Origin of the sequence: Streptomyces sp. NPDC096311, assembly GCF_044763085.1 — a bacterium.
GTDB lineage: Bacteria > Actinomycetota > Actinomycetes > Streptomycetales > Streptomycetaceae > Streptomyces.
Window position 1 is genome coordinate 77,069 of sequence record NZ_JBIWFN010000012.1, and the last position, 25,013, is coordinate 102,081.

A 25,013-nucleotide genomic window follows, 5' to 3' on the forward strand; every position below is an offset into this window, starting at 1 on the left:
CGTACGATGGGATCTGCACCTCACAGCGGGTGCGCAACCCTCTTCGGAGGGGCTTGAAAAAACAACATGGGGATGATCGGTTTCGACAGCGGCTGTCGAAGCAGGGGAAGCGTGTCGAGGAAGCGACAATGATCTCGTTAACCATATGTCGCAACCAATAATCGCCAATTCCAAGAGCGATTCCCAGTCCTTCGCCCTCGCTGCCTAATAAGCAGTGAGTGAAGGACCCTTAATGGGTGTCAGCCCGGGGGTGTTCCCGACCCGGATCCTGGCATAATCTAGGGAACTAAACCATCGAGCCCGGTCACGGGGTTCGATGGGAAATCAAACAGTGGCTGGGCCCGTCGGCGACTTGTTCGCGTGATCACCGGGGCCGAGAAAATCGCAGCGAACTGCACACGGAGAAGCCCTGATTCTGCACCGGTGGACGCGGGTTCGATTCCCGCCATCTCCACGATCAGGAGGTCCCTCCGGACCTCCACATCCCATGTGGGCAAAGGCCTCGTCGCTTTCGAGCGGCGGGGCCTTTGTCATGCGTGATCATCCAGCTGAAGTACGTGGGCGGCACATATCCTCGCGAGGAACTCATGGCGGAACAACGGGAAGCACGCTTTTTGATCCACGACGAACCCCGGCACCTGCTCGTCCGCGCCCAGGGCGAGCCGTCTCCGGTGTACGAGCCGGAGGATCCCGGGGACCACGAGGACCCCGGCGCCTTCACCCGTAACACCCCGCTCAACGACGACAGGCTGGTCCTTCCGGCGGACCTGGCGGATGCGCTGCGTTCCTGGTCGTCGTCCCGCTCGGCGGACGGTTTCCCGTCCCGTCGGCACAGGCGGAAGCACGTCGAACGGGGCCTGGAGGTCTCCCGGGCGGTGGCGAGACACCTGGGGCCCGGATGGGTGGTGCGGTACTGGGACGAGAGGCAGGCCAGGGCCCACTTCGTGTGCTGGGGATGCGGACGCCCGGACTGGGCCCTCGAGGAACACGGCGAGCCCTCGCACCCGCTCCACATCGTGGTCGAAGGCGAGTTCAAGTGGTACCCGCTCCGCGCGGAGGGATTCGGAGACTTCGCACCGGACGGTCCCGTCGGCAGTCTCCATCTGTCCGAGGAACTGGTGGCCGATCTGTACGCGTGGGCGAAGAGCATCGACACCACGGTGAACCTGGACCTGCGGGACCGGGAGGACGGTAAGTACGACGACGAGTGGGAGCGGCTGTTCCACGAAGGGACGGAGCTGGCGAGACGTGTCGCGCACGAGCTCGGCCCTGCCCGGAAGGTGACCTACAAAGGCCTGGCGAACGGCGGTCCGGCCGCCATGACGTCGGTCACCTGGCAGGGGGACCGGGAAGTGCGAAAGTCCGCTGAACACGAGCGGTGAAGTGCGATGCGCGTTCGCCGTGAGAGAGACCTGAAGGCTGGAGGGGACGACTGTGACGGGACGGCAGGAGCCGTACTACGTGGACTATGACGCGGACTTCGGGCTCAGTGGGCTGACCGAGGCGTTCACGCTCACACCCGCTCCGGAGAACACCGGCGCGGCACTCGGGCTCGTCACGGCGAAGCTCGACGCGTATGACCGTGAGTGTCCCGCGGGCAGCGTCGACCATCTCAGCGCGGATGAGCGGAGCATCCTCGGCTATGACACCAGCCACGACGACTGGGGGTACGCCGAGGAGCTGCGCGAGGACGTGCGCGGGCTCGTCGAGTCCCCGCTGGCGGACGAGGCGATCCAGGCCGTGTGGCGGGCGGCCGCCGGGGGCGGGTGGGATCCCGCGGCGCACGGCATGAGCGCCCGTGACTGGCTGCGGCGCATCGACGAGACCTGCGCCGCACGCCCGCCCCGGAAAATCCCCGGGCGGCGCCCGGCGCCTTCCTCGTGGTGGGGCGCCTGGCGGCCGGCGGCCGACGAGGTGCGTGACGACGTAGTCGCGGAGATCGCGGAGATCGCGGAAATACGGTCCTGTCGCGAGCCGTCGGCCGGTTCCCTCCCTTCCCCCGACACCCGGTTCCCTTCCCCCGACACCCTGTCGGCCCTCGAAGAAGTGGCCGTCCGCGTGCATCCCGAGCTCGGCTTCCGCTTGTTCCTGCGCGCGCTGAAGGTGCACTCCGTGCGGATGGAAAAGGCGCGGTACGACCGGTTCCAAGCGCTCGGTGAGAGGTTCGGCCACCCCGCTGCGCTCATCGACTGCGGTCTCGACGTCGCGTGGCCGCCCCTCGACACCGCCCGCCGCGATGCCACCTGGGACTTCGGGTTCTCCCACCTCGCCGGGCAGGCCCATCAGGACTGGCGTGAAAGCCGGGAGGAGATCCGGAAAGCAGCCGAGGGCGACGACATCGGGCAGACCCCGGGCTCCGCGGCGGCCGTCCTCCTGGAGGACGCGCTCCGGCTGCTGCGGTCCGCACTGCCCGACGCCGCGGTCACCGCCCTGTGGGCCGGCGCCGCGGACAGGCCGGGGAGTACCGACGGCCGGGACTGGCTTCGGCTGATCGAGGACGTGTGCCGGGAGCGGCTGAGGGAGGCCGCTCCCGCGTACACACCCGTTGTGGCGCCCGCCCGCACCGAACTCGCCGACACGGTGCTGCGGGAAGTGCGGGAGACAGCGCCCGCGGTGGCGGACAAGGCCGCCGGCCGCCACTGGCATCCTGTTCCCGCCGCGGACGTCATGGACGCGCTGGAACACGTGGTCACCCGGATCGATCCCGATCTCGGGTTCCGGTTGTTCCTCCGCGTCCTGAACACGCTGTCCGTGCGACTCACGCAGGAGCAGTACGACCGGTACCAGGCGATCGGCGAGCGCTTCGGGTACGGCGAGTATCACGTCTCCGACGTGGATCACCTGATCGAGACCGGCTGACCCGCCTCAGCGCAGGGTGAACGTGGACAGCCGCACACCCCCGCTCAGCACCAGATACACGCCCGTACGCCCCTTCGCCGCGCCGGTGAGGGCGGCGGTCACCGTCGTGTAGTCGTACGGGGATGCCGTGCCGCCCGTACGAGCGGTGCCGACGAGCGGGCCGGTCGGCGAACCCAGCCGGACCTCGACCGTGCCGGACGAACCGGCGACGCGTGCGCTGAACTCGGACACTCCAGAACCCAGTTGGGCGTCCGCGAACTTCAGCCAGGCCCCGTCGGCCGTCGCGCCCACCGCCGTCCCGCGCGCCTTCGACTCGTCGACCAGACGGACGGATCCGGGGGAGTAGTCGTCGAAGTTCTCCGCCCGGGTCACTTTCGTGAGGTCCCGGGGCGGGATCGTCTCGCCCCGTACCGTCCATGACGTCCGGGAGCGGATGTCGCAGGACGAGGCGCCGACCAGGACGTCGTACGTGCCGCTCTCCACCACCCACTTCGAGCGGGTGACGTCCCAGTGCGCGAGGTCTTTCGCAGGGACCTTCAGCCGGACCGTCTTCGTCTCCCCGGGCTTCAGGGACACCCTCGCGTACGCCTTCAGCTGCTTCAGGGGCTCCTTGTCCCTCGACGCCCGCTGGTGGGTGTAGAGCTGGACGACCTCGTCGCCCGCCCGCTTGCCCGTGTTCGTGACCGCCACCTCGTAGCCGCCGTCCACCCTCTTCAGCACGCCGTAGCGGAACGTCGTGTACGACAGGCCGTAGCCGAAGGGATAGAGCGTCCGCCCCTTGAAGTACTGGTAGGTGCGGTCGGACTTGATGATGTCGTAGTCGAGGATCGAGGGGAGGTCCGATGCCGACCGGTACCAGGTCTGGGTGAGGCGGCCCGCCGGGTTCGTGTCGCCGTAGAGGACGTCGGCGAGCGCGTTGCCCGTCTCCTGGCCCGCGTGGGTGCTCCACAGGAGGGCCGGGACCTCCTTCTGGAGGGTGCCGAGGGTGGTCGGGTAGCTGTTCTCCACGATCACGACCGTCTTCGGATTGGCCGCGCGCACCGCCCTGACCAGGGCCTCCTGCGACGGGGCCAGGCCCATGTCCGTACGGTCGTGGGCCTCGCGGCCGTTGATCGCGGGCATCGAGCCGACCACGACCACCGCCGTGTCCTTGCCCCGCACCGCGGCCACGGCCTCGTCCACGCCGCTGCGGACGACGTCCTTGGAGTAGTGGGCGGCCCCCGACTTCTCGACCAGGCCCAGGGTGCCGTCGGGGCCCGTCGGGCCGAGGTAGACCGGGTTCGACCACCAGGACTCGGTGGTCTCGTATCCGGCGTACCGGAGCAGGTACGTGCCGTCGTCCTGCCGCTCCAGCTTGAACTGCTGCTGGACGTACCAACCGTTGGGCTGGACCTGGTCGTTGACGAAGTTCGACCAGTTGTAGCCGACGTACTTGCCGTTGGCGGCCGAGCGCAGGGTCACGATGCCTGAGCCCCAGTCGAACGCGTCGAACTGGGCCGCCACCCCTGTCTCGGTGCTCTCCTTCAGGGCCCCGCCGGCCTCCGCCGCGCCCGCCGTCACGTACTTCCCCGTCGCCGTGTCCCTCAGCGCGATGCGGTCGACGCCCTCGCTGCTCCCCACCGAGGTGCCCAGCTTCGTGGCGATGCCGTCGGCAGGCGTGACCGCGTACGGCAGCGTGCCCGAGTACCAGTCCGTGTAGAGGGTGTCGGCGAGCGGGCCGACCACGGCCACGTTCTTCGCCGCGGCCTTCAAGGGCAGTACGCCGTCGTTCTTGAGCAGGACCGCGCTCTCCGCCGCCGCCTCGCGGGCCAGCTTCTGGTGGGCCGGGCTGTTGATGACCGACTGGTCGATCGAGCCGTATCTGCCGCCGTTCGGGTCGAACTCGCCGAGCCGGACGCGGACGGCGAGGACGTGGGAGACGGCCGTGTCGACGTCCGACTCCTTCAACAGGCCGGTACTCAGAGCCGACTTGATGGCCGTGGTCGTCGGGGCCGAGTCGCCGTTGTTGTCCGTGAAGCTGTCGATGCCCGCCTTGAGCGCCGCCGCGTCGCCCTCGGCGAGGGTGTCGTAGTAGTTCTGGGTGCCGGGGAGCAGGTTGCCCGGGGCGAAGGCGTCGGTGACGTTCAGGAGGTCTCGGGAGGTCCACGTCCGTACGACGTCGCCGAGGTCCGGGTTCACCGTGTCGGGGCGGCCGTTGACCAGGTTGTACGAGGCCATCACGCCCGTCGTCGCGTCCGCCTCGACCGCCGGTCTGAAGGCCGCCTCGTCGTACTCGTGCTGGACGCGTGGGCGCAGGTCGGAGGACGTGGTCGCGCGGTTCACCTCGTTGTTGTTGGCGAGGTAGTGCTTGAGGGTGGGGGCCGTCTTGAGGTGGTCGGGGTCGCCGCCGGTCAGGCCCTCGCCGTACGCCGTGGAGATCGAACCGGTGAGATACGGGTCCTCGGAGTAGCCCTCCTCGTTGCGTCCCCAGCGCGGGTCGCGCAGCAGGTTGACCACGGGCGCCCACAGGTTGAGGCCCCAGCCGTCGGGGCGTTCCTGCTGGAAGCCGCGCGCCTCGTCGCCGACCGCCGAGCCGACCTGCTGGATCAGTGCCGGGTCCCAGGTGGAGGCGAGACCGATCGCCTGCGGGAAGACGGTCGCCCTGCCGAGCCAGGCGACGCCGTGCAGGGCCTCGGTGCCGGTGCGGAAGGACTGGATGCCGAGGCGGGGGATCGCGGGCTCGTACTGGTGGAGGAGGGAGACCTTCTCGTCGAGGGTCAGCCTCCCCAGCAGGTCGTTCACGCGTGCGGTGACGGGGAGGCGGGGGTTGCGGAAGGCGTACGCGGGGTCGTCCGCCCCTGCCGGAACGATGGCTGTCAGACCGGCGGTCAGCGCCAGCGCCAGGACGAGGGAGGCCCGCTGTCTTGTCCTGTTTCCTCTGTTTCCCTTGCTTCTCTTGCCTTTCCTCATGTCACGGCTCCTCAAGGGGTCAGCGTGCGCGGTGCGGTACTCGCGCGTTCCGTCAGCCGGGGTGCGAGGAGCGTGGCCTCGGGTACGTCGGTGCCGCCCAGCTTCTTCATCAGCAGATCCACCGCCCGCGCGCCCACCTCGGTGGACGGGATGGCGACGGAGGTGACGGGGACGCGGACGTTCTCGGCGAGCTCGTCCGGGCAGATCGCGGTGACGGAGAGGTCGACGGGGACGCGCAGACCGAGCTGTTCGAAGGCGTCGATCAGCGGTTCCAGGACCGGTTCGTTGTGCACGACGACGCCGGTGAGCGCCGGCTGTTCGCGCAGGAGCTGTTCGGCGACCCGGCGGGCGGCGGCGGGCGAGGCCTCGCAGGGGTGGACGGAGGACGCAAGCCTGCCCCGGTCCGCGGCGGCGGTGAAGCCCTCCACCACACGCTGGGCGAACGCCGTCCCCCGTACGTACACCTCGGGCGGCGACCCGACCAGCGCCACGACGCGGTGCCCGAGCCCCGCCAGCCGCTCGACGCACAGCTCGCCCGCCGCCTTGAAGTCCAGGTCGATGCAGGTCAGCCCGGCGGGCCTGGCAGGGAACCCGATGAGGACCGAGGGGCGGTCCAGGGCGCGCAGCAGCGGCAGCCTGGGGTCGTGCAGCTGGACGTCCATCACGATCAGCGCGTCCACCAGCGCGGTGTCCGCGACCCTCCGCAGCCCCTCCTCGCCCTCCTCCTGCGTCAGCAGCAGGACGTCGTGATCGTGCCTGCGCGCCGCCGTCACCACCGACACCGCGAACTGCATCACCACCGGCACATGGATGCCCGCCCGCAGCGGCACCACCAGGGCCAGGACGTTGGACCGGCTGCTCGCGAGGGCGCGCGCCCCGGCGTGCGGGCGGTAGCCCAGTTCGCGGATGCTGGCCTCGATGCGCTGTCGGGTCTCCTCGGAGATGGGGCGCTTGCCGCTCAGGGCGTAGGAGACGGTGCTGGGGGAGACCCCCGCGTGCCGCGCCACATCGGTGATCTTCACCATCAGGCCGGCTCCACCGTGAGGAACCCGGTCCCCGCCCGTGCCCGCGCGGTCCGCTCCCCGGAGGCCAGCCCCCAGGGTGCCGAGGGATCACTGCAGGACGCCCGGAGCGTGTCTCCTTCCCGTACGACGGTGAAGGTCACGTCGCCGACCGGCACGGTCACCTGAGCGCCCCGCTCCAGCCCGTACGCCCTGAGCGTGACCCCGTCGGCGTACACGTAGTCGGGCCGGTCGTCCACCGCGCCCACCGGGATCACCGCGCCCGGCCGCACCAGCAGCGGCACGCTGCTGAAGCCGTGCCGCTCGCGCACCCAGCGCGGACCGGTCACCGTGCGCCCCGTGAGGAAATGGGTCCAGGTGCCGTCCGGAACGTAGTAGGAGACGTCTCCCTCGTCGCTGAAGACGGGCGCGACCAGCATGTCCGGGCCGAGCATGTACTGCCGTTCCAGGTGCGCGCACCCCGGATCGTCGGGGAATTCGAGGACCATCGCCCGCATCATCGGCACGCCCTCCGCGTGGGCGGCGCGGGCGACCTCGTACAGATACGGCATGAGGCCGAGCTTCAGCCGGGTGAACAGCCGCAGCACGTCCACGGCCTCCTCGTCGAACAGCCACGGCACCCGGTAGGAGGACGAGCCGTGCAGCCGGCTGTGGGAGGAGAGGAGCCCGAAGGCGATCCACCGTTTGAAGAGGGCCGGTGTCGGTGTTCCCTCGAAGCCGCCGATGTCGTGGCTCCAGAACCCGAACCCCGACATGCCGAGACTCAGCCCGCCGCGCAGCGACTCCGCCATCGACGCGTACGTCGCCTCGCAGTCGCCTCCCCAGTGCACCGGGAACTGCTGGCTTCCGGCGGTCGCCGAGCGCGCGAAGACGACGGCCTCCGCCTCGCCCCGGTGCTTGCGCAGCACTTCGAAGACCGTGCGGTTGTAGAGGTAGGTGTAGTAGTTGTGCATGCGTTCCGGGTCGGCGCCGTCGGTGTACGCCACGTCGACGGGGACCCGCTCGCCGAAGTCGGTCTTGAAGCAGTCGACGCCCTGGTCGAGCAGCGCCTCCAGTTTCGAGGCGTACCAGTCGCGGGCGGCCGGGCTGGTGAAGTCGACCAGCGCCATGCCCGGCTGCCACAGGTCCCACTGCCACACACTGCCGTCGGGTTTCCTGAGCAGATGGCCCAGGGCCTTGCCCTCGGCGAAGAGCGGGGAGCGCTGCGCGATGTACGGGTTGATCCACACGCAGATGTGCAGGCCCTTGTCCTTCAGCCGGGTCAGCATGCCTTCCGGGTCGGGGAAGACGCGCGGGTCCCACCGGAAGTCGCACCAGTTGAACTCGCGCATCCAGAAACAGTCGAAGTGGAAGACCGAGAGGGGGAGTTCGCGCTCCCGCATGCCGTCGATGAACGAGGTGACGGTGGCCTCGTCGTAGGAGGTGGTGAAGGACGTCGACAGCCACAGGCCGAAGGACCAGGCGGGCGGGAGGGCCGGGCGGCCGGTGAGCCGGGTGTACTTGCGCAGGATGTCCTTCGGGCTCGGCCCGTACATCACGTAGTACGTCAACTGCTGTGTCTCGGCGCTGAACTGGACCCGGGAGACCGCTTCCGAAGCGACCTCGAAGGAGACACGGCCCGGGTGGTCGACGAAGACCCCGTAGCCCGCGTCCGTCAGATAGAAGGGCACGTTCTTGTACGCCTGTTCCGTCGCCGTACCGCCGTCGGCGTTCCACATGTCCACGACCTGGCCGTTCTTGACGAGCGGGCCGAAGCGCTCGCCGAGGCCGTAGACCTGGGTGCCGACCCCGAGGTTCAGCTGCTCGCGCAGATAGTGGGCGCCGGCCGCGTCCCGCATGATGCCCATGCCCTTGGGGCCGCTGGTGGTGAGGACACGGCCGTGGGCGAGGAAGTCGACGTGCCAGGGGGTGGTGCGGGACACCCGGACGGACAGGTCGCCCGCGGTGAGCGTCGCGTGCTCGTCGTCGTGCTCCACGGTGGGGACGAACTCGCTCCGGTGGACTTCGAAGCGGGGGCCGCGCGGTTCCTCGCCCTGGAAGTGCGTGAACGTGACGCCGATGACGTCCGGCATCGGCGCGTGCGCGCTGATCGTCACGACCGGTCCCTTCAGCAGGTCGCCGCGGTGGCGGATGGGCTGGGTCGGCGCGTGGATGTCGAGGGTTGCGTCGGACGCGCTGACGTCGAGGACCTCGACCGGGTGGGCCGCGGTGACGCCCTCGCGCAGCAGCCAGTAGCCGTCGGTGAACTTCACGCCCACACCCCTTACTTGACCGCGCCCACGGCGATGCCGCGGGTCAGTGTCCGCTGGAAGACGAGGAAGAAGACGATCGCGGGGAGCACGCCCAGGAGGGCCGCCGCGTTGGTCATGGTCGCGTCCATCAGGCGTTGGCCCTGGAGGACGCCGAGCGCCACCGACACCGTCTGGTTGTCGTTGGAGATCAGCATGACCAGCGGCAGCAGGAACTCGTTCCAGGTCCAGATGAAGAAGAAGACCAGGAGGACACCGATGGTGGGGCGGCTGACGGGGACCACGATCCGCCACAGCACCTGCCACTGGTTCGCCCCGTCGATCCGGGCGGCCTCGATGATCTCGCGCGGGAACCGCCCGAGGACGGAGGACAGGAGATACGTGCCGAAGGCCGCCTGGACGACCGTGAACACGATGATCACGCTGAGCCGGGTGTCGTAGAGGCCCGCCTGCTTGCTCAGGTAGTAGATCGGATAGACCAGCGCCTCCTGCGGCAGCATGTTCGCCAGCACGAAGAAGGCGAGGACCCAGGTGCGGCCCTTGATGCGGCCGATGCCGATCGCGTACGCGTTCAGGACGGACAGCACGGCGGCGCCGATCGCCACCGAGCCGGAGATCAGGATCGAGTTGACCAGCTTCTGGCCGTAGTCGACGCGCTGCCAGAAGTCCTTGAGGCCGTCGAGGTAGAGGCCGTGGGGCAGGCTGAGGGGTCCGTTCGACGAGTACTCGGCGGGGGACTTGACCGCGTTGATCGCGACGATGCCGAAGGGCAGCACCATGAACAGGGCCGCGATGATCAGGGCCACGAGGACGGGATAGCGGCGTACGGCGGTCATGCGCGGAGTCCTTCCTCGGCGTCCTCGGCGCGGGTCTGGAGCTTCAGGCCGATCAGGGCGAGTACGAGGATGATCACGGTCAGCACGGTGGAGATCGCCGCGCCGTAGCCGACCTGGGTCTTCTCGAAGAAGGTGGCGAAGGAGAAGTAGGACGGCACGTCGGTCGCGCCGCCGGGACCGCCCTTGGTGAGGACGTACACCGCGCCGAACACCTTGAGCGCGGCGATCGTGCACCAGAGGAGGACGACGTAGATCTCCGGGCGGATCTGCGGCAGCGTGATGTGCCAGAAGCGGCGCCACCAGCCCGCGCCGTCCAGCTCCGCCGCCTCGTACAGCTGCGGGTCGACGCGTTGCAGCCCCGCCATGAAGACGACCAGCGGGAAGCCGATCTGGACCCACACCATCACGCCCATGACGCTGTAGAGGGCGAAGTCGGGGTCGCCGAGCCAGTCCCGCTGGAGCGAGCCGAGGCCCACCGCCTTCAGAAGTGCGTTCAGGGAGCCGTTGTCGGGGGCGAGGATCCAGCTCCAGACGATGCCGGCGACGGCGATGGGCAGGACCTGGGGGAGGTAGAAACAGGCGCGCAGGACAGCGGCGATCTTCGTGCCGAAGTGCTTGCCGACGAAGTCGAAGAGGGCGGCGGCCAGCACGAGCCCGAGGACCGTCGGTACGGCGGCCATGGCGACGACCATGAACAAGCTGTGCCGGAAGGACGCCCAGAACTCGGAGTCGTGCGTCAGCTCGCGGTAGTTGGCGAGCCCCGACCACTTCGGCGAGCCGACGCCCTGCCAGTCGGTGAAGCTCACGCCGGTGTTCATCAGGAACGGGACGACGATCACGGCGAGGAAGGCGAGGACGCCGGGGAGCAGGAAGAGGGCGTAGGAGGAGTGGGGGCGGCGCGGGCGCGTCGTACGGCCGTGGTGCCGGTGGTGCCTCCGGACGACCCGGCCGCCCCGTTCGACGGTGACCGTCATGTCTTCGGCGCGCCCTTGTCGTACGCCGTCTGCAGCGCGCTCAGATAGGCGTCCGGTTTCTCGCTCCCCGTGATCAGCTTCTGGGTCTCGGAGACGAGGACGTCGTAGAAGCCGGCGACCGGCCAGTCCGGGTAGAAGGCCAGACCGTCCTTGCCGGAGAGCGTGTTGAAGTCGGCGATCAGGGTCTTGGCCTTGGGGTCGGTGATGGCGGCGGTGTCGGCGCCCACCGGGACCCCGCCCTTGTTGCCGAGCAGGTTCTGGATCTTCTGCGACATGGTGATGTCGATGAAGTCGTAGGCGAGGTCCTTGTTCTTGGCGCCCTTGGGGACGACCCAGAGGTTGCCGCCGGAGCCGAGGGTGAGGTTGCTGCCGGGCCAGAGGAAGGTGCCCCAGTCGAACTTGTTCTCCGTCTGGAAGCGCCCGTACCACCAGCTGCCGCTGAACAGGATCGGGCTCTTGCCCTGGATGAAGGAGACGCCCGCGTCCTCAGCCTTGAGCGAGGTGGACTTCTTGCTGATGTAGCCCTTCTTCACCCAGTCGGCGAAGGTCGTTGCGGCGTACGTCCAGGCGGCGTCGTGGAAGTCCGTCTTGCCCTTGTAGAGCTCGTACTTGTCGACCCAGGAGCGGTCGGCCTGGGAGAGGGCGAGCTGGTACAGGTACTGCTGGGCGACGTACTCGGCGCCCGCGTTCGCCAGCGGGGTGATGCCCTTCGACACGAACGTGTCCATGGCGGCGGTGAGCTGGTCGAGGGTGGTGGGCTCGGCGATGCCGTACTTCTTGAAGAGGTCCTTGTTGTAGAACACCATCGTGTACTCGGCGTAGTTGGGCACGCCGTACCACTTGCCGGAGCCCATGACCCCGTTGGTGTCGTACTGGCTGGTGGTGCGCACACCCGCGCTGAGCTTCTTGTCCCAGCCGCGCTTGGTCGCCTCGGCGGTCAGATCGGTGAGAAGCCCCTGCTTGGAGAGCAGCCCGGCCGTTGCGTTGCCCTTGTTGTACTCCATGAGGTCGGGCGCGTCGTTCGAGTTGAGGACCATCGGGGCCGTCTTCTGGATCTGCTCGAAGCCCTTCTCCTCGAACTTCACCTTGACGCCGGGATGCTTTGCCTCGAACTCCTTGATGGCCTCGTTCCAGGCCACGCCCATGGCGCTGTCCGGCGCTTCGTAGTGCCACAGCTTCAGTGTCTTGCCGTCCGAGGAACCGCTGTCCGAGCTGCCGCAGGACGCCAGCAGCAGGGAGCCCGCCAGGGCCACCGCCGCCGTCGCCACCGCACGCCTTCGTGTCGTCAACATCCATTGCCTCCGGGGGAGTTGGATGGGTTTCGGGACCGTCACGCAGCGTTCGTCGAATCGTTTCGATGCGTGACGTCGAAGCGCTTCGACGGGGGAAGGTATGTGGGGGTCCCGGGCGCGTCAATGGGGTGCGTCGGAATTGGGGCCGAGGGACTGGCGGCGGTTCGGCGGGTCGGACACCAGGGGGATCGTGAGGGAGATCGCGAGCGCGCTTCCCGCCGCCGCGACCGGCACCCCGAACCCCGCCGTCGCCGAGACGTGTTCGACCATCCAGCCGCCGGTCGCCGAGCCGCAGGCGATGCCGCCGAGCAGGCCCGTCACCGCGAGGGTCATGCCCTCGTTCAACCGGCCCTCGGGAGTGCGCCCCTGGACGAGGGCCATGCCGGTGACCATGGTCGGCGCGGTCGCGGCCCCGGCGAGCAGCAGTGCGCCCGCGAGCGCCGGGAGCGAGGCGGTCAGGGAGGCCGCGAGCAGGGGGAGGGCCATGAGGGCCGTCATGGCGGCGAGACACCACGGATGGCGCCGCTCGGCCGGACCGGTCGGCTTCCGCGCCCCGTACAGCAGCCCCGCCACGCACGATCCCGCCGCCTGGAGGGCGAGCACCGCGCCCGCCGCCGACCGATGCCCCTGTGCGTCCGCGAAGGCGATCGTGACGACCTCCATCGATCCGAAGACGGCACCGGTGGCGAGGAAACAGAGGAGCAGAGGCGGCATTCCGGTGGCCAGGAGAGGGGACTTGGACGGCGTACGGGGCTGGGGCGGCGGCTCCGTCGAACGCTGGGCGGCGAAGATCAGCACACCGGTCATCATCAGCACGCCGGCCACCAGCGTGCCCGCCTCCGGGAAGAACGTCCCGCACAGGAAGGCCGCGCACACCGGGCCCAGCATGAAACACAGCTCGTCCGCGGCCTGTTCGAAGGAGTTCGCGGTGTGCGCGGCGGCCGGGTCGTCCCGCAGGAGGTGGGCCCAGCGGGCGCGTGACATGCCGCCCGTGTTGGGGGTGGTGGCCGTGGCGGCGTACGCGGCGAACAGGGTCCAGTCCGGCGCCCCGAAACGCACGCACAGCAGCAGCGCGACGCTTCCCAGCAGGGCGAAGGCGGTGGCCGGCACCGCGATCCGGGCCTGACCGTGGCGGTCGACGAGCCGTGCGGTCCAGGGGGCGACCAGCGCGGTCGCCGCGAGACCGGTCGCCGTCACGGCGCCGGCGAGGGCGTACGAGCCGCGCGAGCCCGCGATCATGATCACCGCGCTGACGCTGAACATCCCCATGGGGAGCCGGGCGAGCAGGTTTCCGACGGTGAAGGCGCGGGTGCCGGGGATGGTGAAGAGGCGGCGGTAGGGGGTTGTCCGGCGGGGCGGGGCCTTCTGACGGCGGGGCCGGAAGTCGGCGATCACCAGGCTGTCGCCGGTGGCGGTGAGCAGGGGCAGGGACGCGTGCTCGGAGGGCTGTTGCGGCATGGGCCAACCGTCGCCGGGCGCGGGGTGGAGCGTCCAACACCTACTCCGCGGCCATTGACGCACCTGCGTTGTAAGTTCGCGTGATGCCCGCCCCTGCCGACCGCTCTCCTAGCCTCCCTCACCGCTCTCTCGACCCCCGACTCCTACGCGGGTTCCTCGTCGTCGCCGAGGAGTTGCACTTCACGCGGGCCGCCGCCCGGCTGTACGTCGCCCAACAGGCCCTCAGTCGCGACATCCGGCGACTGGAGCGCGAACTCGGGGCGGAGCTGTTCGTGCGCACGACCCGGCAGGTGACGCTGACCGCCGACGGTGAGCGGCTGGTGCCGTACGCGCGGCGGGTGCTGGAGGCGCAGGACGCGCTGCTGTCCGCGTTCGCGGGGGACGGACCGGAGCGGCCGCTGCTCGTCGACGTCAACTCCCCGGGCCTCGTCTCCGGCCGCGTCCTGGACCGGGCCCGTGCGCTCGCGCCCGACTGCGAGCTGATGGCCCGCTTCGAGAGCGGGCTGACCGGCGCGGCGGGGGAGATCCTCGCGGGCCGCCTGGACGCGTCGTTCGGACGGTTCGCGGGCCTCGATCCGGCGGTCCGGGCGCGGCTCGAACAGCAGCCCGTACGGTACGAGCCGATGGCCGTCGTGCTGCCCGAGGACCATCACCTCGCCGGCCTGGACGCGGTGCCGCTCGACGCGCTCGCGGGCGAGACCGTGTACGCCGGGGCGGGGAACCCGCGGACGCGGGAATGGACCGACTTGGCGCTTCACCTTTTCGAGGGACGCGGTATCGCGCTGGCGCCACCCGCGCCGGTGGCCGTCGGAGCCGATGAGTTCCGGCGGGTCATGGCCAAGAAGCGGAATCCTGTCCTTGCTGTGGTCGATTTTCCGGCCATGTCTGAAACCGTGCGGAAACCTCTCGTTGGGCCTGTTCCGTTGTCACCCGTGTCACTGGTGTGGCGAAAGGGGCTGGTGCACCCCGGGATCGATGCCCTTCGACGAGCGGCCGGCGAGCTGGCTGCCGAGGAAGGGTGGCTGCGGCGCCCCGCGGACGGTTGGATTCCGGCCAGTGATGAGCTGGTGATGGGGAGACAGGATTGACACATAAGCACACGGGTCTTCCCCATGCGCTACATTCATGGTCCGGGTGCAGTGTGGTAATAGGGGGGCGCTCGGGACGGGTGGGGGCTCGTTCCGAACGACATGTACGTAATGCCCGGAGTCGTGCGCGCACCCGAAACCTGTCCCTGGGGGGATGTGCGTGCGCGTGGAGAAGTGGCGAGAAGACGCCCAACCTGATCGCCGAGATATCGATCAGGCGGACGGGCGTGGGGGCGGGGAGTCGGCTGCGCCGACCGCGCCGACGGGATCCGGAGAGTCGGTGGTGTGGCCCGAGGCCGCCCGTGCGACGTCGACGTGGCCCCAGATCGCGGGCGCCGCCGCCGTGCGGCTCGCCGCGGAAGCGGAATCCGACACCGATGTCGAACGCGGTGTCGAAAGAGAGCCTGGAGCTGGCGGCGAAGGCCGACCGGGCGCCGGTACGGGAACTGGCGCGGAACGTGGATCGGGCGCGGAACGTGGATCGGGCGCGGAACGTGGATCGGGCGCAGAGGGTGCGTTCGGCGCGGGCCGGTTGCCGGGCGCGGGCCGTTCGTCCGGTTCTGAGGGGTTGTCCGGTGCGGGCAGATCGTCCGGTGCCGGTGGTCGGGGCGGCGTTGAGCGACGGTTCGATGTGGACGGTCGGGTGCGCGCGGACGACGACGCGGGCGCCGACGGCCTCGGCGCGGAGCGCCACGACGAGGCGAACCATGGAGACGACGCGGACCTGCAGGCCGGGGCGGTCCGCCGTGCTGGGTCGGACCGTCGTGCAGGGGTTGTCGACCGGGCGGCCGGACCGGACGACCTTGCCGGGGTGCCCGGTCAGCCTGCCGGGCCGCGTGACCGTACTGGAGTGGACCGGGGAGAAGAGGCTGCCCTGGGGGCCGGGGTGGCCGGCCGGGCCGGGGCGGTGGGCCGTGCTGGGTTGAACCGTCGTGCCGGGGTTGCCGACGTGGCGGTCGGATCGGACGCCGCGACCGGGGTGCCCGACCGGACCGCTGGACCGGACGACCTTGCCGGGGTGCCCAACCAGCCCGCCGGTCCGCGCGACCGTGCCGGGGCGGATCGGCGCGCCGGGGCGCCCGACCAGCCCGCCGGTCCGCGTGACCGCAGTGCATCGGATCAGCGCGCCGGAGTACCCGACCAGCCTGGCGGTCCGCGTGACCGTGCCGGGGCGGATCGGCGCGCCGAGGCGCCAGATCAACTCGCCGGTCCGCGTGACCGCATCGCACCGGATCGACTCGCCGGAGTACCCGACCAGCCCGCCGGTCCACGTGACCGCGCCAGGACGGATCAGCGCGCCGAGGCGCCTGATCAGCCCGCCGGTCCGCGCGACCGTGCCGGAGCCGATCGACGCGTCGGCAAGGACGATCGGCCGGCCACGGGCGGCTGGCCGGACGCGCGCAGGCGCCCCGACTTCCTCGGTCGACCTGACACCCTCGGTCGCCCCGACGCCTTCGGCCGACCTGACACCCTGGGTCGACCCGACACGCCCAGCCGTTCCGATACGCCCAGCCGTTCCGACATGTCCAGCCGTTCCGATACGCCCAGCCGATTCGACACGCCCGGTGGGTCCGACACGCCCAGCCGACCCCAGGGGGGCGGCTGGCCGGTTGTGGAGCGCAGGGCGGACACGCTCGGTCGGGGCCATGGGGACGGTCGGGCGATCGTGGGCCGTGGGGCCGACACGACCGGTGGGTCCGCTGCCGCGTCCTGGGAGCAGTCCGGTGAGCCGGGACACACCCACGATCCGCACGAGGTGACGGTTCAACTCGACGGAGTCGGACGGCGGAAGACGGAGGACTGGCTGGTTCAGCAGGCCAAGGACGCTCCGGGCGTCCAGGACGGCTCGGACGGCCCGGTGTTCGTGGACGAGTCCGGCCGCCGCAGCCGCAGGTTCCGCCGGCTCGGCATCCTCGTCGGCATCGCCTGCGCGGTGTACGCCGTCGTCATCGTCGCCACCCTCCTGTCCGGCAACTCCAACGCGCCCTGGCTGCCGGTACCGGGCCAGCAGGACGACACGCCGGCCGGGAAGGTCGACACCTCGCCGCTGCCCACCGATTCGGTGTCGCCGTCCGGTGCGAGCGGCGCCGCGCCCGGCGCGAGCGCCTCGGCGAGCGACGGTACGGCCCCCGCACCGGGCGTCAGCCCGACACCGGGCGCCTCCGTGAGCGCCACCGACCCGGGCACGTCCGCGGATCCGAAGCCCTCGACGTCCGCCACCACCAGGCCGAAACCGAGCACCAGCACCACCAAGGACCCCGTCACCCCGCCGTCCCTCCCGGTGTCCGACTCGCCCGACCCCAGCCCCTCCGAGGACGGCGCCGCCTCGCCGAGCCCCTCGGAGAGCACGGTCGGCGCCGACGGCACCGGCACGGTCGCCGACAGCCCCGTAGAACCGGGCCCCATCGCCTCCGAGCCCGGCATCACCAACTCCTCGTCCCCGGAGAACCCGGTGAGCCCGGCGACCCCGCAGAACCTGGAGAACATCCTCTGATGGCATCCCGCCCCAACGCGCACGGGCCCGCTCCCCGTGCGCGGCGTCCGGCACCCGATGTCCGGCGCCGACGGCTGCCCATGCGCTGGCTGCTGCCCTCGCTGCTCCTCATCGCCATGCTGGCGATGCTGATGCTGCGCGGCTATGTGCACAGCGAGATCCTCGCCGACCACCGCATCCAGCCCGAGGCCGCCACCGACAAGGTGCCGGACAAGATCCTCGACGGCGGCCCGGTCATCGACACCCGCGGTGGCCGCACGAACAGCCTGACCGTCCCCGACCACCGGCTCGTCCTCACCTTCGACGACGGCCCGGACCCCACGTGGACACCCAAGGTTCTCGACGTCCTGAAGAAGCACCACGCCCACGCCGTCTTCTTCGTCACCGGCACCATGACCTCGCGCTATCCGGAGCTCGTGAAGCGCATGGTCGCGGAGGGCCACGAGGTCGGCCTGCACACCTTCAACCACCCCGACCTCTCCTTCCAGTCCACGAAGCGCATCGACTGGGAGCTCTCCCAGAACCAGCTGGCGCTGGCCGGGGCGGCGGGCATCCGCACCTCGCTCTTCCGGCCGCCGTACTCGTCCTTCGCGGACGCCATGGACAACAAGTCGTGGCCGGTGACGGAGTACATCGGGACGCGCGGTTACATCACCGTCGTCAACAACACCGACAGCGAGGACTGGCAGAAGCCGGGCGTCGACCGGATCATCCGCAACGCCACGCCCAAGGGCGGCAAGGGCGCGATCGTCCTGATGCACGACTCCGGCGGCGACCGCCACCAGACCGTGCAGGCGCTGGACAGGTTCCTGCCGGAGCTTCAGGAGCGCGGGTACCGGTTCCAGAACCTCACCGAGGCCCTCGACGCACCCAGCGCGCACACCCAGGTCACCGGCCTCGAACTGTGGAAGGGCAAGGCCTGGGTCTACCTGGTGCGCGCCTCCGACGACGTCACCGACGTCCTGGTCGTCGGCATCGCGATCATCGGCGTGCTCGTCTTCACCCGCTTCGGCATGATGCTCCTGTTGTCCGCCCTGCACGCCCGCCGGGTGCGTCGCACGGACTTCCGCTGGGGTCCGGCGCCGGTCACCGAACCGGTGTCGGTGCTCGTGCCGGCGTACAACGAGGCCAAGTGCATAGAGAACACGGTCCGTTCCCTGATGGCGAGCGAACACCCCGTCGAAGTGCTGGTCGTCGACGACGGTTCGAGTGACGGCACGGCGCGGATCGTCGAGGACCTGCTGCTGCCGAACGTCCGTGTCGTGCGCCAGCACAACGCGGGCAAGCCCGCGGCTCTCAACCGGGGCCTGGCCAACGCCCGTCACGACATCGTCGTGATGATGGACGGCGACACGGTCTTCGAACCGGCCACCGTCCGCGAACTCGTCCAGCCGTTCGCCGACCCGAGCGTCGGCGCGGTCGCGGGCAACGCCAAGGTCGGCAACCGCGACTCCCTCATCGGGGCCTGGCAGCACATCGAGTACGTGATGGGCTTCAACCTCGACCGCCGGATGTACGACATCCTCGGCTGCATGCCGACCATCCCCGGCGCGGTCGGCGCCTTCCGCCGCTCCGCGCTGGAGCGGGTCGGCGGCATGAGCGACGACACACTCGCCGAGGACACCGACATCACGATGGCCCTGCACCGCGACGGCTGGCGGGTCGTCTACGCGGAGAAGGCACGCGCGTGGACGGAGGCGCCGGAGTCCGTCCAGCAGCTCTGGTCCCAGCGCTACCGCTGGTCGTACGGCACGATGCAGGCGATCTGGAAGCACCGCAGAGCGCTCGTCGAACGGGGCCCGTCGGGCCGCTTCGGCCGGGTGGGCCTGCCGCTGGTCTCGCTGTTCATGGTCCTGGCCCCGCTGCTGGCTCCGCTGATCGACGTCTTCCTGCTGTACGGGCTCGTCTTCGGCCCGACGCAGAAGACGGTCCTCGCGTGGCTGGGCGTCCTTGCCGTCCAGGCGGCCTGCGCGGCGTACGCCTTCCGGCTGGACCGCGAGCGCATGAGGTATCTCGTCTCGCTCCCGCTCCAGCAGATTCTCTACAGGCAGTTGATGTACATGGTCCTCCTCCAGTCCTGGATCACCGCGCTCACCGGAGGCCGGCTGCGCTGGCAGAAGCTGCGGCGCACGGGCGTCGTGGAGGCACCGGGATCGATCCCGCGGCAGCGGACGGCACAGAGCGGGAACGATCGGAGGCCGGTCGCATGACCACGCACGAGTACACGGCGGGTGCGACACCGCCGCTGGGATCGGCCCGGATCCACCCCGAACCGGCACCATCGCCGACACCCGCGCCGACATTCGCGCCGACACCCACCCCGGGATCAGCCCCGGGACCGGCCGCGCAGTCCGCTCCCGCGCCCAAGAAGCCCGGCCGTGACCGTTACCTGGACCTGCTGCGTTCGATCGCCCTGGTCCGTGTGGTCGTCTACCACCTCTTCGGCTGGGCGTGGCTGACGGTCCTCTTCCCCTCCATGGGCGTGATGTTCGCGCTGGCCGGCTCGCTGATGGCCCGCTCGCTCAGCCGCCCGCCCCTCGGTGTGATCCGCGGCCGTGTCCGCCGCCTCCTGCCGCCCCTGTGGGCGTTCGGCGCGGTGGCGCTCGCACTGATGTTCGCGGGCGGCTGGAACGTGCTGAAGGACCCGGACAACGGCGGCACCTGGGGCCTCGTCAAGCTGATCGACTACGTCATTCCGATCGGCGCCCCGCCCTTCCCCTGGCACGTCGGCTCCAAGTCCGGCCTGCTGGAGGACACCTGGGCGGTCCAGGCGGCGGGCCCGCTCTGGTACCTGCGCGCCTATCTGTGGTTCGTGATCGCCTCGCCCCTGCTGCTGTGGGCCTTCCGCAGGGTGCCCTGGGCGACGCTGCTGGCACCCCTCGCCCTGACGGCGGTCCTCGGCACCGGCCTGGTCACCATTCCCGGCGAGACGGGCAACGCGCTCTCCGACTTCACGGTCTACGGCGGCTGCTGGGTCCTGGGCTTCGCCCACCACGAGGGCGTTCTGCAACGGGTCCCCCGCTATCTGGCGATCTCCTGCTCGGCCCTGCTCATGGCCTTCGGCCTGTGGTGGGCCTCGGGACACCTGGGCCCCGACGGCTGGGACCTGAACGACATCCCCCTCGCCCAGGCGGCCTGGTCCTTCGGCTTCGTCGTCATCCTGCTCCAGTACTCCCCGTCCTGGCAGGAACTCCCCGGTCGGCTGGCCCGCTGGGACAAGCTGATCACCCTGTCCAACAACCGGGCCGTCACGATCTACCTCTGGCACAACATGCTGATCATGGCCACGGTCCCGATCATCGACCAGGCCTACAACCTCCCGTTCATGCAGAGCGACAGCGCGGTGGCCGCGCTCGACTCCTCGTACATGGTGTGGATGTTCCTCCTGGTCTGGCCCCTCATCGGCCTGACGATCCTGGCCTTCGGCTGGATCGAGGACATCGCCGCCAAGCGCAGCCCGAGGCTGTGGCCCGACGGCGCGCAGAGGAAGAAGGGCGCCTCGCGGGGAAGCCACCGGGTCTAGCGGGAATTCACCGGGTCTGGACACGGGCAGGGGGCGACGGCACCCGGGACGTCCTCACCGTCGCCCCCTCGCTCTCGTGAGAGCAACGTTCCTTTCCGGTCACTCACAGCCACAGCCTCGAAACGCGTCCTCCCTACCTTCGGGACTCAGTCAGTCGTTGTACGACACCTGGGCACCGCACCGGAGAACCGTGGAGGCGTCATGACAGCCCCTAGTACAGCCCCCGCACCGAGCAGGGGAGGCCGCTGGATCCAGAAGTGGGACCCGGAGGACGAGACCTTCTGGAAAGAGACGGGTGAGAAGGTCGCCCGGCGGAATCTGCTCTTCTCCGTGCTCTCCGAGCACATCGGGTTCTCGATCTGGACCATGTGGTCGGTGATGGTGCTCTTCATGGGCCCCGAGTACGGGCTCACCCCGGCCGACAAGTTCATGCTCACCTCGATGGTGACGCTCGTCGGAGCCGTGGTGCGGGTGCCGTACACCTTCGCGGTGGCGATCTTCGGCGGCCGGAACTGGACCATCGTCTCGGCGAGCCTGCTGCTCGTCCCGAGCGTCGCCGCGTTCGCGGTGATGAAGCCGGGGACCTCGTTCGACACCTTCCTGCTGGTCGGTCTGCTCGCCGGCATCGGCGGCGGCAACTTCGCCTCCAGCATGACCAACATCAACGCCTTCTTCCCGTTGAGGAAGAAGGGCTGGGCGCTCGGTCTCAACGCGGGCGGCGGAAACATCGGCGTTCCCGTCATCCAGCTCGTGGCGCTCGCGATCATCGGCGCGAACGGCGGACCGAGGGTCCTGCTGGGGATCTACATTCCGCTGATCGTCGTAGCCGCCGTGCTCGCCGCCGTCTCCATGGACAACATCGCGTCCGTGAAGAACGACACCGGCGCCGCCAGGGACGCCGCGAAGGACGCCCACACCTGGATCATGTCCTTCCTCTACATCGGCACCTTCGGGTCGTTCATCGGCTACAGCTTCGCCTTCGGGCAGGTGCTCCAGAACCAGTTCGGCCGCACCCCGCTGCAGGCGGCCTACGTCACCTTCATCGGCCCGCTGCTCGGCTCGCTGATCCGGCCCGTGGGCGGCTGGCTCGCCGACCGCTACGGCGGCGCGCGCATCACGCTGTGGAACTTCGTCGCCATGGCCGGCGCGACCGGTGTCATCGTCGTCGCCTCCACCCAGAAGTCGCTTCCCCTGTTCACGATCGCGTTCATCGCGCTGTTCGTGCTCACCGGGCTCGGCAACGGCTCGACGTACAAGATGATCCCGGGCATCTTCCAGGCCAAGGCCGTCGCCAAGGGACTGGAAGGGGAGGCGGCGGCCTCCTACGGGCGGCGGCTGTCCGGCGCCTCCATGGGCCTCATCGGCGCGGTGGGCGCGCTCGGCGGCGTCGGCATCAACCTCGCCTTCCGGCAGTCCTTCCTGTCCTACGGCTCGGGCACCGGCGCCTTCGTCGCCTTCCTCGCCTTCTACGCGCTGTGCTTCCTGGTGACCTGGGCCGTATACCTTCGCGGCCCCGCCACCCAGACCCGTACGGCCACTGCCGCAGAGGCGAAGCCGCAGCTCAGCTACGTCGAGGTCTGACGTAACACGGGTGACATCAAGGTGAACCGAGCCTGTCACGGGGTGTTGACAGGCTCGGTCAGCGGTGACCGCACATAGACCCCCAGCGCGAGACGAGAGCCATGGACGACGAACAGCAGCGACCGGCCGGGCAGGACAGCGGCCCCCTCGCGGGGTTCACCGTGGGCGTGACGGCCGCGCGTCGGGCCGACGAACTCGGGGCTTTGCTCCAGCGACGCGGCGCCGTCGTCCAGCACGCGCCCGCCCTGCGCATCGTGCCGCTCGCCGACGACAGCGAACTCCTCGCCGCCACCAAGGAGCTGATCGACCAGGCGCCCGACATCGTGGTCGCCACCACCGCGATCGGCTTCCGCGGCTGGATCGAGGCCGCCGACGGGTGGGGGCTCGGCGAGGCCCTGCTCGGTCGGCTGCGCGGGGTCGAACTGCTCGCGCGCGGCCCCAAGGTGAAGGGCGCCGTACGGGCCCAGGGACTGACCGAGGAGTGGTCGCCCTCCTCCGAGTCCATGGCCGAGGTGCTCGACCGGCTCCTGGAGGAGGGCGTCGAGGGCCGCCGTATCGCCGTACAGCTGCACGGCGAGCCGCTGCCCGGGTTCGTGGAGTCGCTGCGGGCCGCCGGAGCCGAGGTCGTGGGGGTCCCCGTCTACCGGTGGATGCCGCCGGAGGACATCGGGCCCGTCGACCGGCTCCTCGACGCGACCGTCACCCGGGGCCTGGACGCGCTCACCTTCACCAGCGCGCCCGCCGCCGCTTCCCTGCTGTCCAGGGCCGAGGACCGCGGCCTGCTGTCCGAACTCCTCGCCGCCCTCCACCACGACGTCCTGCCCGCCTGCGTCGGCCCCGTCACCGCGCTCCCTCTGCAGGCGCACGGCATCGACACCGTCCAGCCCGAGCGCTTCCGGCTCGGCCCCCTCGTCCAGCTGCTCTGCCAGGAACTCCCCGGCCGGGCCCGTACGTTGCCCATCGCCGGCCACCGCGTAGAGATCCGCGGTCACGCCGTGATGGTCGACGGAGCGCTGCGGCCCGTACCGCCCGCCGGGATGTCGCTGCTGCGGACCCTGTCCCGCCGCCCCGGCTGGGTGGTCGCCCGGGCCGAACTGCTGCGGGCGCTGCCGGGCGCCGGGCGGGACGAGCACGCCGTCGAGACGGCCATGGCCCGGCTGCGTACGGCACTCGGCGCGCCCAAGCTCATCCAGACCGTCGTCAAGCGCGGCTACCGGCTCGCGCTCGACCCGGCCGCCGACTCCAAGTACGCCGACGTGTAGGTGCGGTGGCGGTACAGGAGCAGGGCGCGGGTGAGGCAGGCCAGGGCGAGCGTCGACAGCAGGGCCCGTACGACGTTCCACGCGACCCAGGTGTCCTCGAACCTCTGGCGTACGGCGGCCGGGTCGGCGACCGTCGCGGGGTTTCCGGCGTTTGCCAGGCGGTTGTTGAGCGGGATGTTCACGGCGACCGTGAACAGGAAGGCCAGCGCGTACGCGGCGAGGGCGGCGAACACCCACCACCGGTGGGGGGACTTGCGCGACTGCCAGGCGGAGACCGCCGTGAGGACCAGCGCGCCCATGAAGCTCAGGAAGAACACCGGGTTCTGGATCACGTCGTTGATGTTCTGCATGACCTCGATGAAGACGCGGTCGTCACTGCGGGCCAGTGACGGCATGACGTCGCAGGCGAAAATGTAGAAGACCCCGGCGATCAGGCCCATCGCGACCGTGGCCGCACCCAGGACACCTCCGGCGGTGGTACGCCGCCCCGTGCTGTTCTGTGTCATGCCATCGAGTCAACCGGCGTGGTCCGGCGCCGGACATGGCCGAGGCGCGCGGTCTCATAAGCGGACGTCCACCCCCTGACCGGCACAGGTCTTCCGGTCGCGGGTGCAGCCATGCACTGTAGGGGGTACGACCCCTACCGACCCCTCACGGCGGTAACCCCAAGGCGGTGACAGGCACATGGCATCGGGCATGGCCACGGCCTCGTACGAGCTGAGGTTCGACTCCGGGCGGATCTGCCTGGACCTCCTCGCGACCACCCACCCCGAGGAACGGCTCGACTCGGTGGACCGGCTGCGCGCCTGGATCACCCGCTCCGGGCTCGTCCCCGCGGGCACCCCGCTAGCGGCGGCCGACCTCTCCTGGCTCGTGGGCTTTCGCGAACTACGTGGCCATGTCGCCCGGTTGGTGCGCGGTGAGCTGGACGCGCGGCCCGCCGACACCGCGCTCGCCCGCGTCAACGCCGTCGCGCTCGCCGCCCCGCCCGCCCCCTGGGCCGTACGCGCGGACGACGGCTCGCTGCGGCGCCGGCTGCACACCCCGCCCGGCTGCCCCGGGTTGCTCGCCGTCATCGCGCGCGACGCCCTCGAACTGCTCACCGACCCGGTGGCGCGCGCGAGCCTCAGACAGTGCGAGGGGGACAACTGCCCGATCGTCTACCTCGACACCTCCCGGGGGCGGCGCCGACGGTGGTGTTCCAGCGAGGTGTGCGGAAACCGGGAGCGGGTGGCCCGGCATCGGCGCCGGGCGGCCCTCGCCCGCGCGTGAACCGTGCATGACGCGCATACACGTGTATGACGCGCATAACCCCGTGTATGAAACGCGTCACAGTATCCGGAGCCTTCGCTTCACCCCTATGTGATGTGTTGATCGCGTGCGGTGATCAACAAACATCCTTCACAACTCTTCCAAGAAATATGTC

Annotated in this window: 17 protein-coding genes and 1 other RNA gene; 10 read left to right on the forward strand and 8 right to left on the reverse strand. The window is 70.1% G+C overall.

Going from position 1 to position 25,013, the window contains the following annotated elements:
* Nucleotides 1-68 precede the first annotated feature (68 nt).
* The 3 genes from ssrA (at nt 69) to ACIRA5_RS28975 (ending at nt 2,859) form a co-directional block, all read left to right on the forward strand.
* Nucleotides 69-457, forward strand: a transfer-messenger RNA (tmRNA) gene (gene ssrA, locus ACIRA5_RS28965).
* Nucleotides 458-536: 79 nt separating this feature from the next.
* Nucleotides 537-1,382 (forward strand): hypothetical protein, encoded by an 846-nt coding sequence (locus ACIRA5_RS28970; RefSeq protein WP_403695316.1) that lies wholly within the window; start codon nt 537-539, stop codon nt 1,380-1,382.
* A gap of 52 nt (nt 1,383-1,434) precedes the next feature.
* Nucleotides 1,435-2,859, forward strand: coding sequence for a hypothetical protein (locus tag ACIRA5_RS28975; RefSeq protein ID WP_403695318.1), 1,425 nt, complete (start codon nt 1,435-1,437; stop codon nt 2,857-2,859).
* 6 nt (nt 2,860-2,865) lie between these two features.
* On the opposite strand, the gene ACIRA5_RS28980 is transcribed toward ACIRA5_RS28975, so the two are convergent.
* From ACIRA5_RS28980 to ACIRA5_RS29010, 7 genes are all read right to left on the reverse strand, one after another.
* Nucleotides 2,866-5,808 carry a glycoside hydrolase family 3 C-terminal domain-containing protein gene (locus ACIRA5_RS28980; protein WP_403695321.1) on the reverse strand — a complete coding sequence of 981 codons (2,943 nt, stop codon included), beginning with the start codon at nt 5,806-5,808 and terminating at the stop codon, nt 2,866-2,868.
* 11 nt (nt 5,809-5,819) lie between these two features.
* The gene (locus ACIRA5_RS28985; protein ID WP_403695323.1) at nt 5,820-6,833 is read right to left on the reverse strand and encodes a LacI family DNA-binding transcriptional regulator; all 1,014 of its coding nucleotides are present in this window, start codon (nt 6,831-6,833) and stop codon (nt 5,820-5,822) included.
* Nucleotides 6,833-9,082 (reverse strand): alpha-xylosidase, encoded by a 2,250-nt coding sequence (yicI, locus tag ACIRA5_RS28990; protein ID WP_403695326.1) that lies wholly within the window; start codon nt 9,080-9,082, stop codon nt 6,833-6,835. Before yicI ends, ACIRA5_RS28985 begins: the two co-directional genes overlap by 1 nt.
* Nucleotides 9,083-9,093: 11 nt before the next feature.
* Nucleotides 9,094-9,915, reverse strand: a complete 822-nt coding sequence (locus ACIRA5_RS28995; RefSeq protein WP_403695329.1) for a carbohydrate ABC transporter permease — start codon at nt 9,913-9,915, stop codon at nt 9,094-9,096.
* The gene (locus tag ACIRA5_RS29000; protein ID WP_403695332.1) at nt 9,912-10,889 is read right to left on the reverse strand and encodes a carbohydrate ABC transporter permease; all 978 of its coding nucleotides are present in this window, start codon (nt 10,887-10,889) and stop codon (nt 9,912-9,914) included. Before ACIRA5_RS29000 ends, ACIRA5_RS28995 begins: the two co-directional genes overlap by 4 nt.
* Nucleotides 10,886-12,181, reverse strand: a complete 1,296-nt coding sequence (locus ACIRA5_RS29005; protein ID WP_403695335.1) for an ABC transporter substrate-binding protein — start codon at nt 12,179-12,181, stop codon at nt 10,886-10,888. Before ACIRA5_RS29005 ends, ACIRA5_RS29000 begins: the two co-directional genes overlap by 4 nt.
* 120 nt (nt 12,182-12,301) lie before the next feature.
* Nucleotides 12,302-13,639, reverse strand: coding sequence for an MFS transporter (locus tag ACIRA5_RS29010; protein ID WP_403695338.1), 1,338 nt, complete (start codon nt 13,637-13,639; stop codon nt 12,302-12,304).
* Nucleotides 13,640-13,722: 83 nt separating this feature from the next.
* Between ACIRA5_RS29010 and ACIRA5_RS29015 the strand changes: the two genes are divergently transcribed.
* The 6 genes from ACIRA5_RS29015 to ACIRA5_RS29040 all read left to right on the forward strand — a co-directional run bounded on the left by ACIRA5_RS29015 (nt 13,723) and on the right by ACIRA5_RS29040 (nt 23,587).
* Nucleotides 13,723-14,727 (forward strand): LysR family transcriptional regulator, encoded by a 1,005-nt coding sequence (locus ACIRA5_RS29015; protein ID WP_403695340.1) that lies wholly within the window; start codon nt 13,723-13,725, stop codon nt 14,725-14,727.
* A 1,666-nt stretch (nt 14,728-16,393) separates the two neighbouring features.
* The gene (locus ACIRA5_RS29020) at nt 16,394-17,221 is read left to right on the forward strand and encodes a hypothetical protein (RefSeq protein ID WP_403695342.1); all 828 of its coding nucleotides are present in this window, start codon (nt 16,394-16,396) and stop codon (nt 17,219-17,221) included.
* Nucleotides 17,221-19,431 carry a glycosyltransferase gene (locus tag ACIRA5_RS29025; protein ID WP_403695344.1) on the forward strand — a complete coding sequence of 737 codons (2,211 nt, stop codon included), beginning with the start codon at nt 17,221-17,223 and terminating at the stop codon, nt 19,429-19,431. Before ACIRA5_RS29020 ends, ACIRA5_RS29025 begins: the two co-directional genes overlap by 1 nt.
* Nucleotides 19,428-20,744 (forward strand): acyltransferase, encoded by a 1,317-nt coding sequence (locus ACIRA5_RS29030; RefSeq protein WP_403695346.1) that lies wholly within the window; start codon nt 19,428-19,430, stop codon nt 20,742-20,744. The genes ACIRA5_RS29025 and ACIRA5_RS29030 overlap by 4 nt, the downstream gene beginning before the upstream one ends.
* Nucleotides 20,745-20,945: 201 nt before the next feature.
* A complete protein-coding gene (locus tag ACIRA5_RS29035) occupies nt 20,946-22,325 on the forward strand; it encodes an MFS transporter (RefSeq protein ID WP_403695348.1) in 1,380 nt (459 codons plus the stop codon).
* Between the two features lie 101 nt (nt 22,326-22,426).
* Nucleotides 22,427-23,587, forward strand: coding sequence for a uroporphyrinogen-III synthase (locus tag ACIRA5_RS29040; RefSeq protein ID WP_403695350.1), 1,161 nt, complete (start codon nt 22,427-22,429; stop codon nt 23,585-23,587).
* Here ACIRA5_RS29040 and ACIRA5_RS29045 read toward each other — a convergent pair.
* A complete protein-coding gene (locus tag ACIRA5_RS29045; protein ID WP_403695352.1) occupies nt 23,536-24,093 on the reverse strand; it encodes a DUF1772 domain-containing protein in 558 nt (185 codons plus the stop codon). The genes ACIRA5_RS29040 and ACIRA5_RS29045 overlap by 52 nt on opposite strands.
* 178 nt (nt 24,094-24,271) lie before the next feature.
* Between ACIRA5_RS29045 and ACIRA5_RS29050 the strand changes: the two genes are divergently transcribed.
* Nucleotides 24,272-24,859, forward strand: coding sequence for a CGNR zinc finger domain-containing protein (locus ACIRA5_RS29050; protein ID WP_403695355.1), 588 nt, complete (start codon nt 24,272-24,274; stop codon nt 24,857-24,859).
* The last annotated feature ends 154 nt before the right edge of the window (nt 24,860-25,013 follow it).

Bases quoted from the DNA above. Each gene is read 5' to 3' on its own strand.
- ACIRA5_RS28980 (WP_403695321.1), bottom strand. From the start codon at position 5,808: ATGAGGAAAGGCAAGAGAAGCAAGGGAAACAGAGGAAACAGGACAAGA.
- ACIRA5_RS28985 (WP_403695323.1), bottom strand. From the start codon at position 6,833: ATGGTGAAGATCACCGATGTGGCGCGGCACGCGGGGGTCTCCCCCAGC.
- ACIRA5_RS28995 (WP_403695329.1), bottom strand. From the start codon at position 9,915: ATGACCGCCGTACGCCGCTATCCCGTCCTCGTGGCCCTGATCATCGCG.
- ACIRA5_RS29000 (WP_403695332.1), bottom strand. From the start codon at position 10,889: ATGACGGTCACCGTCGAACGGGGCGGCCGGGTCGTCCGGAGGCACCAC.
- ACIRA5_RS29005 (WP_403695335.1), bottom strand. From the start codon at position 12,181: ATGTTGACGACACGAAGGCGTGCGGTGGCGACGGCGGCGGTGGCCCTG.
- ACIRA5_RS29010 (WP_403695338.1), bottom strand. From the start codon at position 13,639: ATGCCGCAACAGCCCTCCGAGCACGCGTCCCTGCCCCTGCTCACCGCC.
- ACIRA5_RS29015 (WP_403695340.1), top strand. From the start codon at position 13,723: ATGCCCGCCCCTGCCGACCGCTCTCCTAGCCTCCCTCACCGCTCTCTC.
- ACIRA5_RS29025 (WP_403695344.1), top strand. From the start codon at position 17,221: ATGGCATCCCGCCCCAACGCGCACGGGCCCGCTCCCCGTGCGCGGCGT.
- ACIRA5_RS29030 (WP_403695346.1), top strand. From the start codon at position 19,428: ATGACCACGCACGAGTACACGGCGGGTGCGACACCGCCGCTGGGATCG.
- ACIRA5_RS29035 (WP_403695348.1), top strand. From the start codon at position 20,946: ATGACAGCCCCTAGTACAGCCCCCGCACCGAGCAGGGGAGGCCGCTGG.
- ACIRA5_RS29040 (WP_403695350.1), top strand. From the start codon at position 22,427: ATGGACGACGAACAGCAGCGACCGGCCGGGCAGGACAGCGGCCCCCTC.
- ACIRA5_RS29045 (WP_403695352.1), bottom strand. From the start codon at position 24,093: ATGACACAGAACAGCACGGGGCGGCGTACCACCGCCGGAGGTGTCCTG.
- ACIRA5_RS29050 (WP_403695355.1), top strand. From the start codon at position 24,272: ATGGCATCGGGCATGGCCACGGCCTCGTACGAGCTGAGGTTCGACTCC.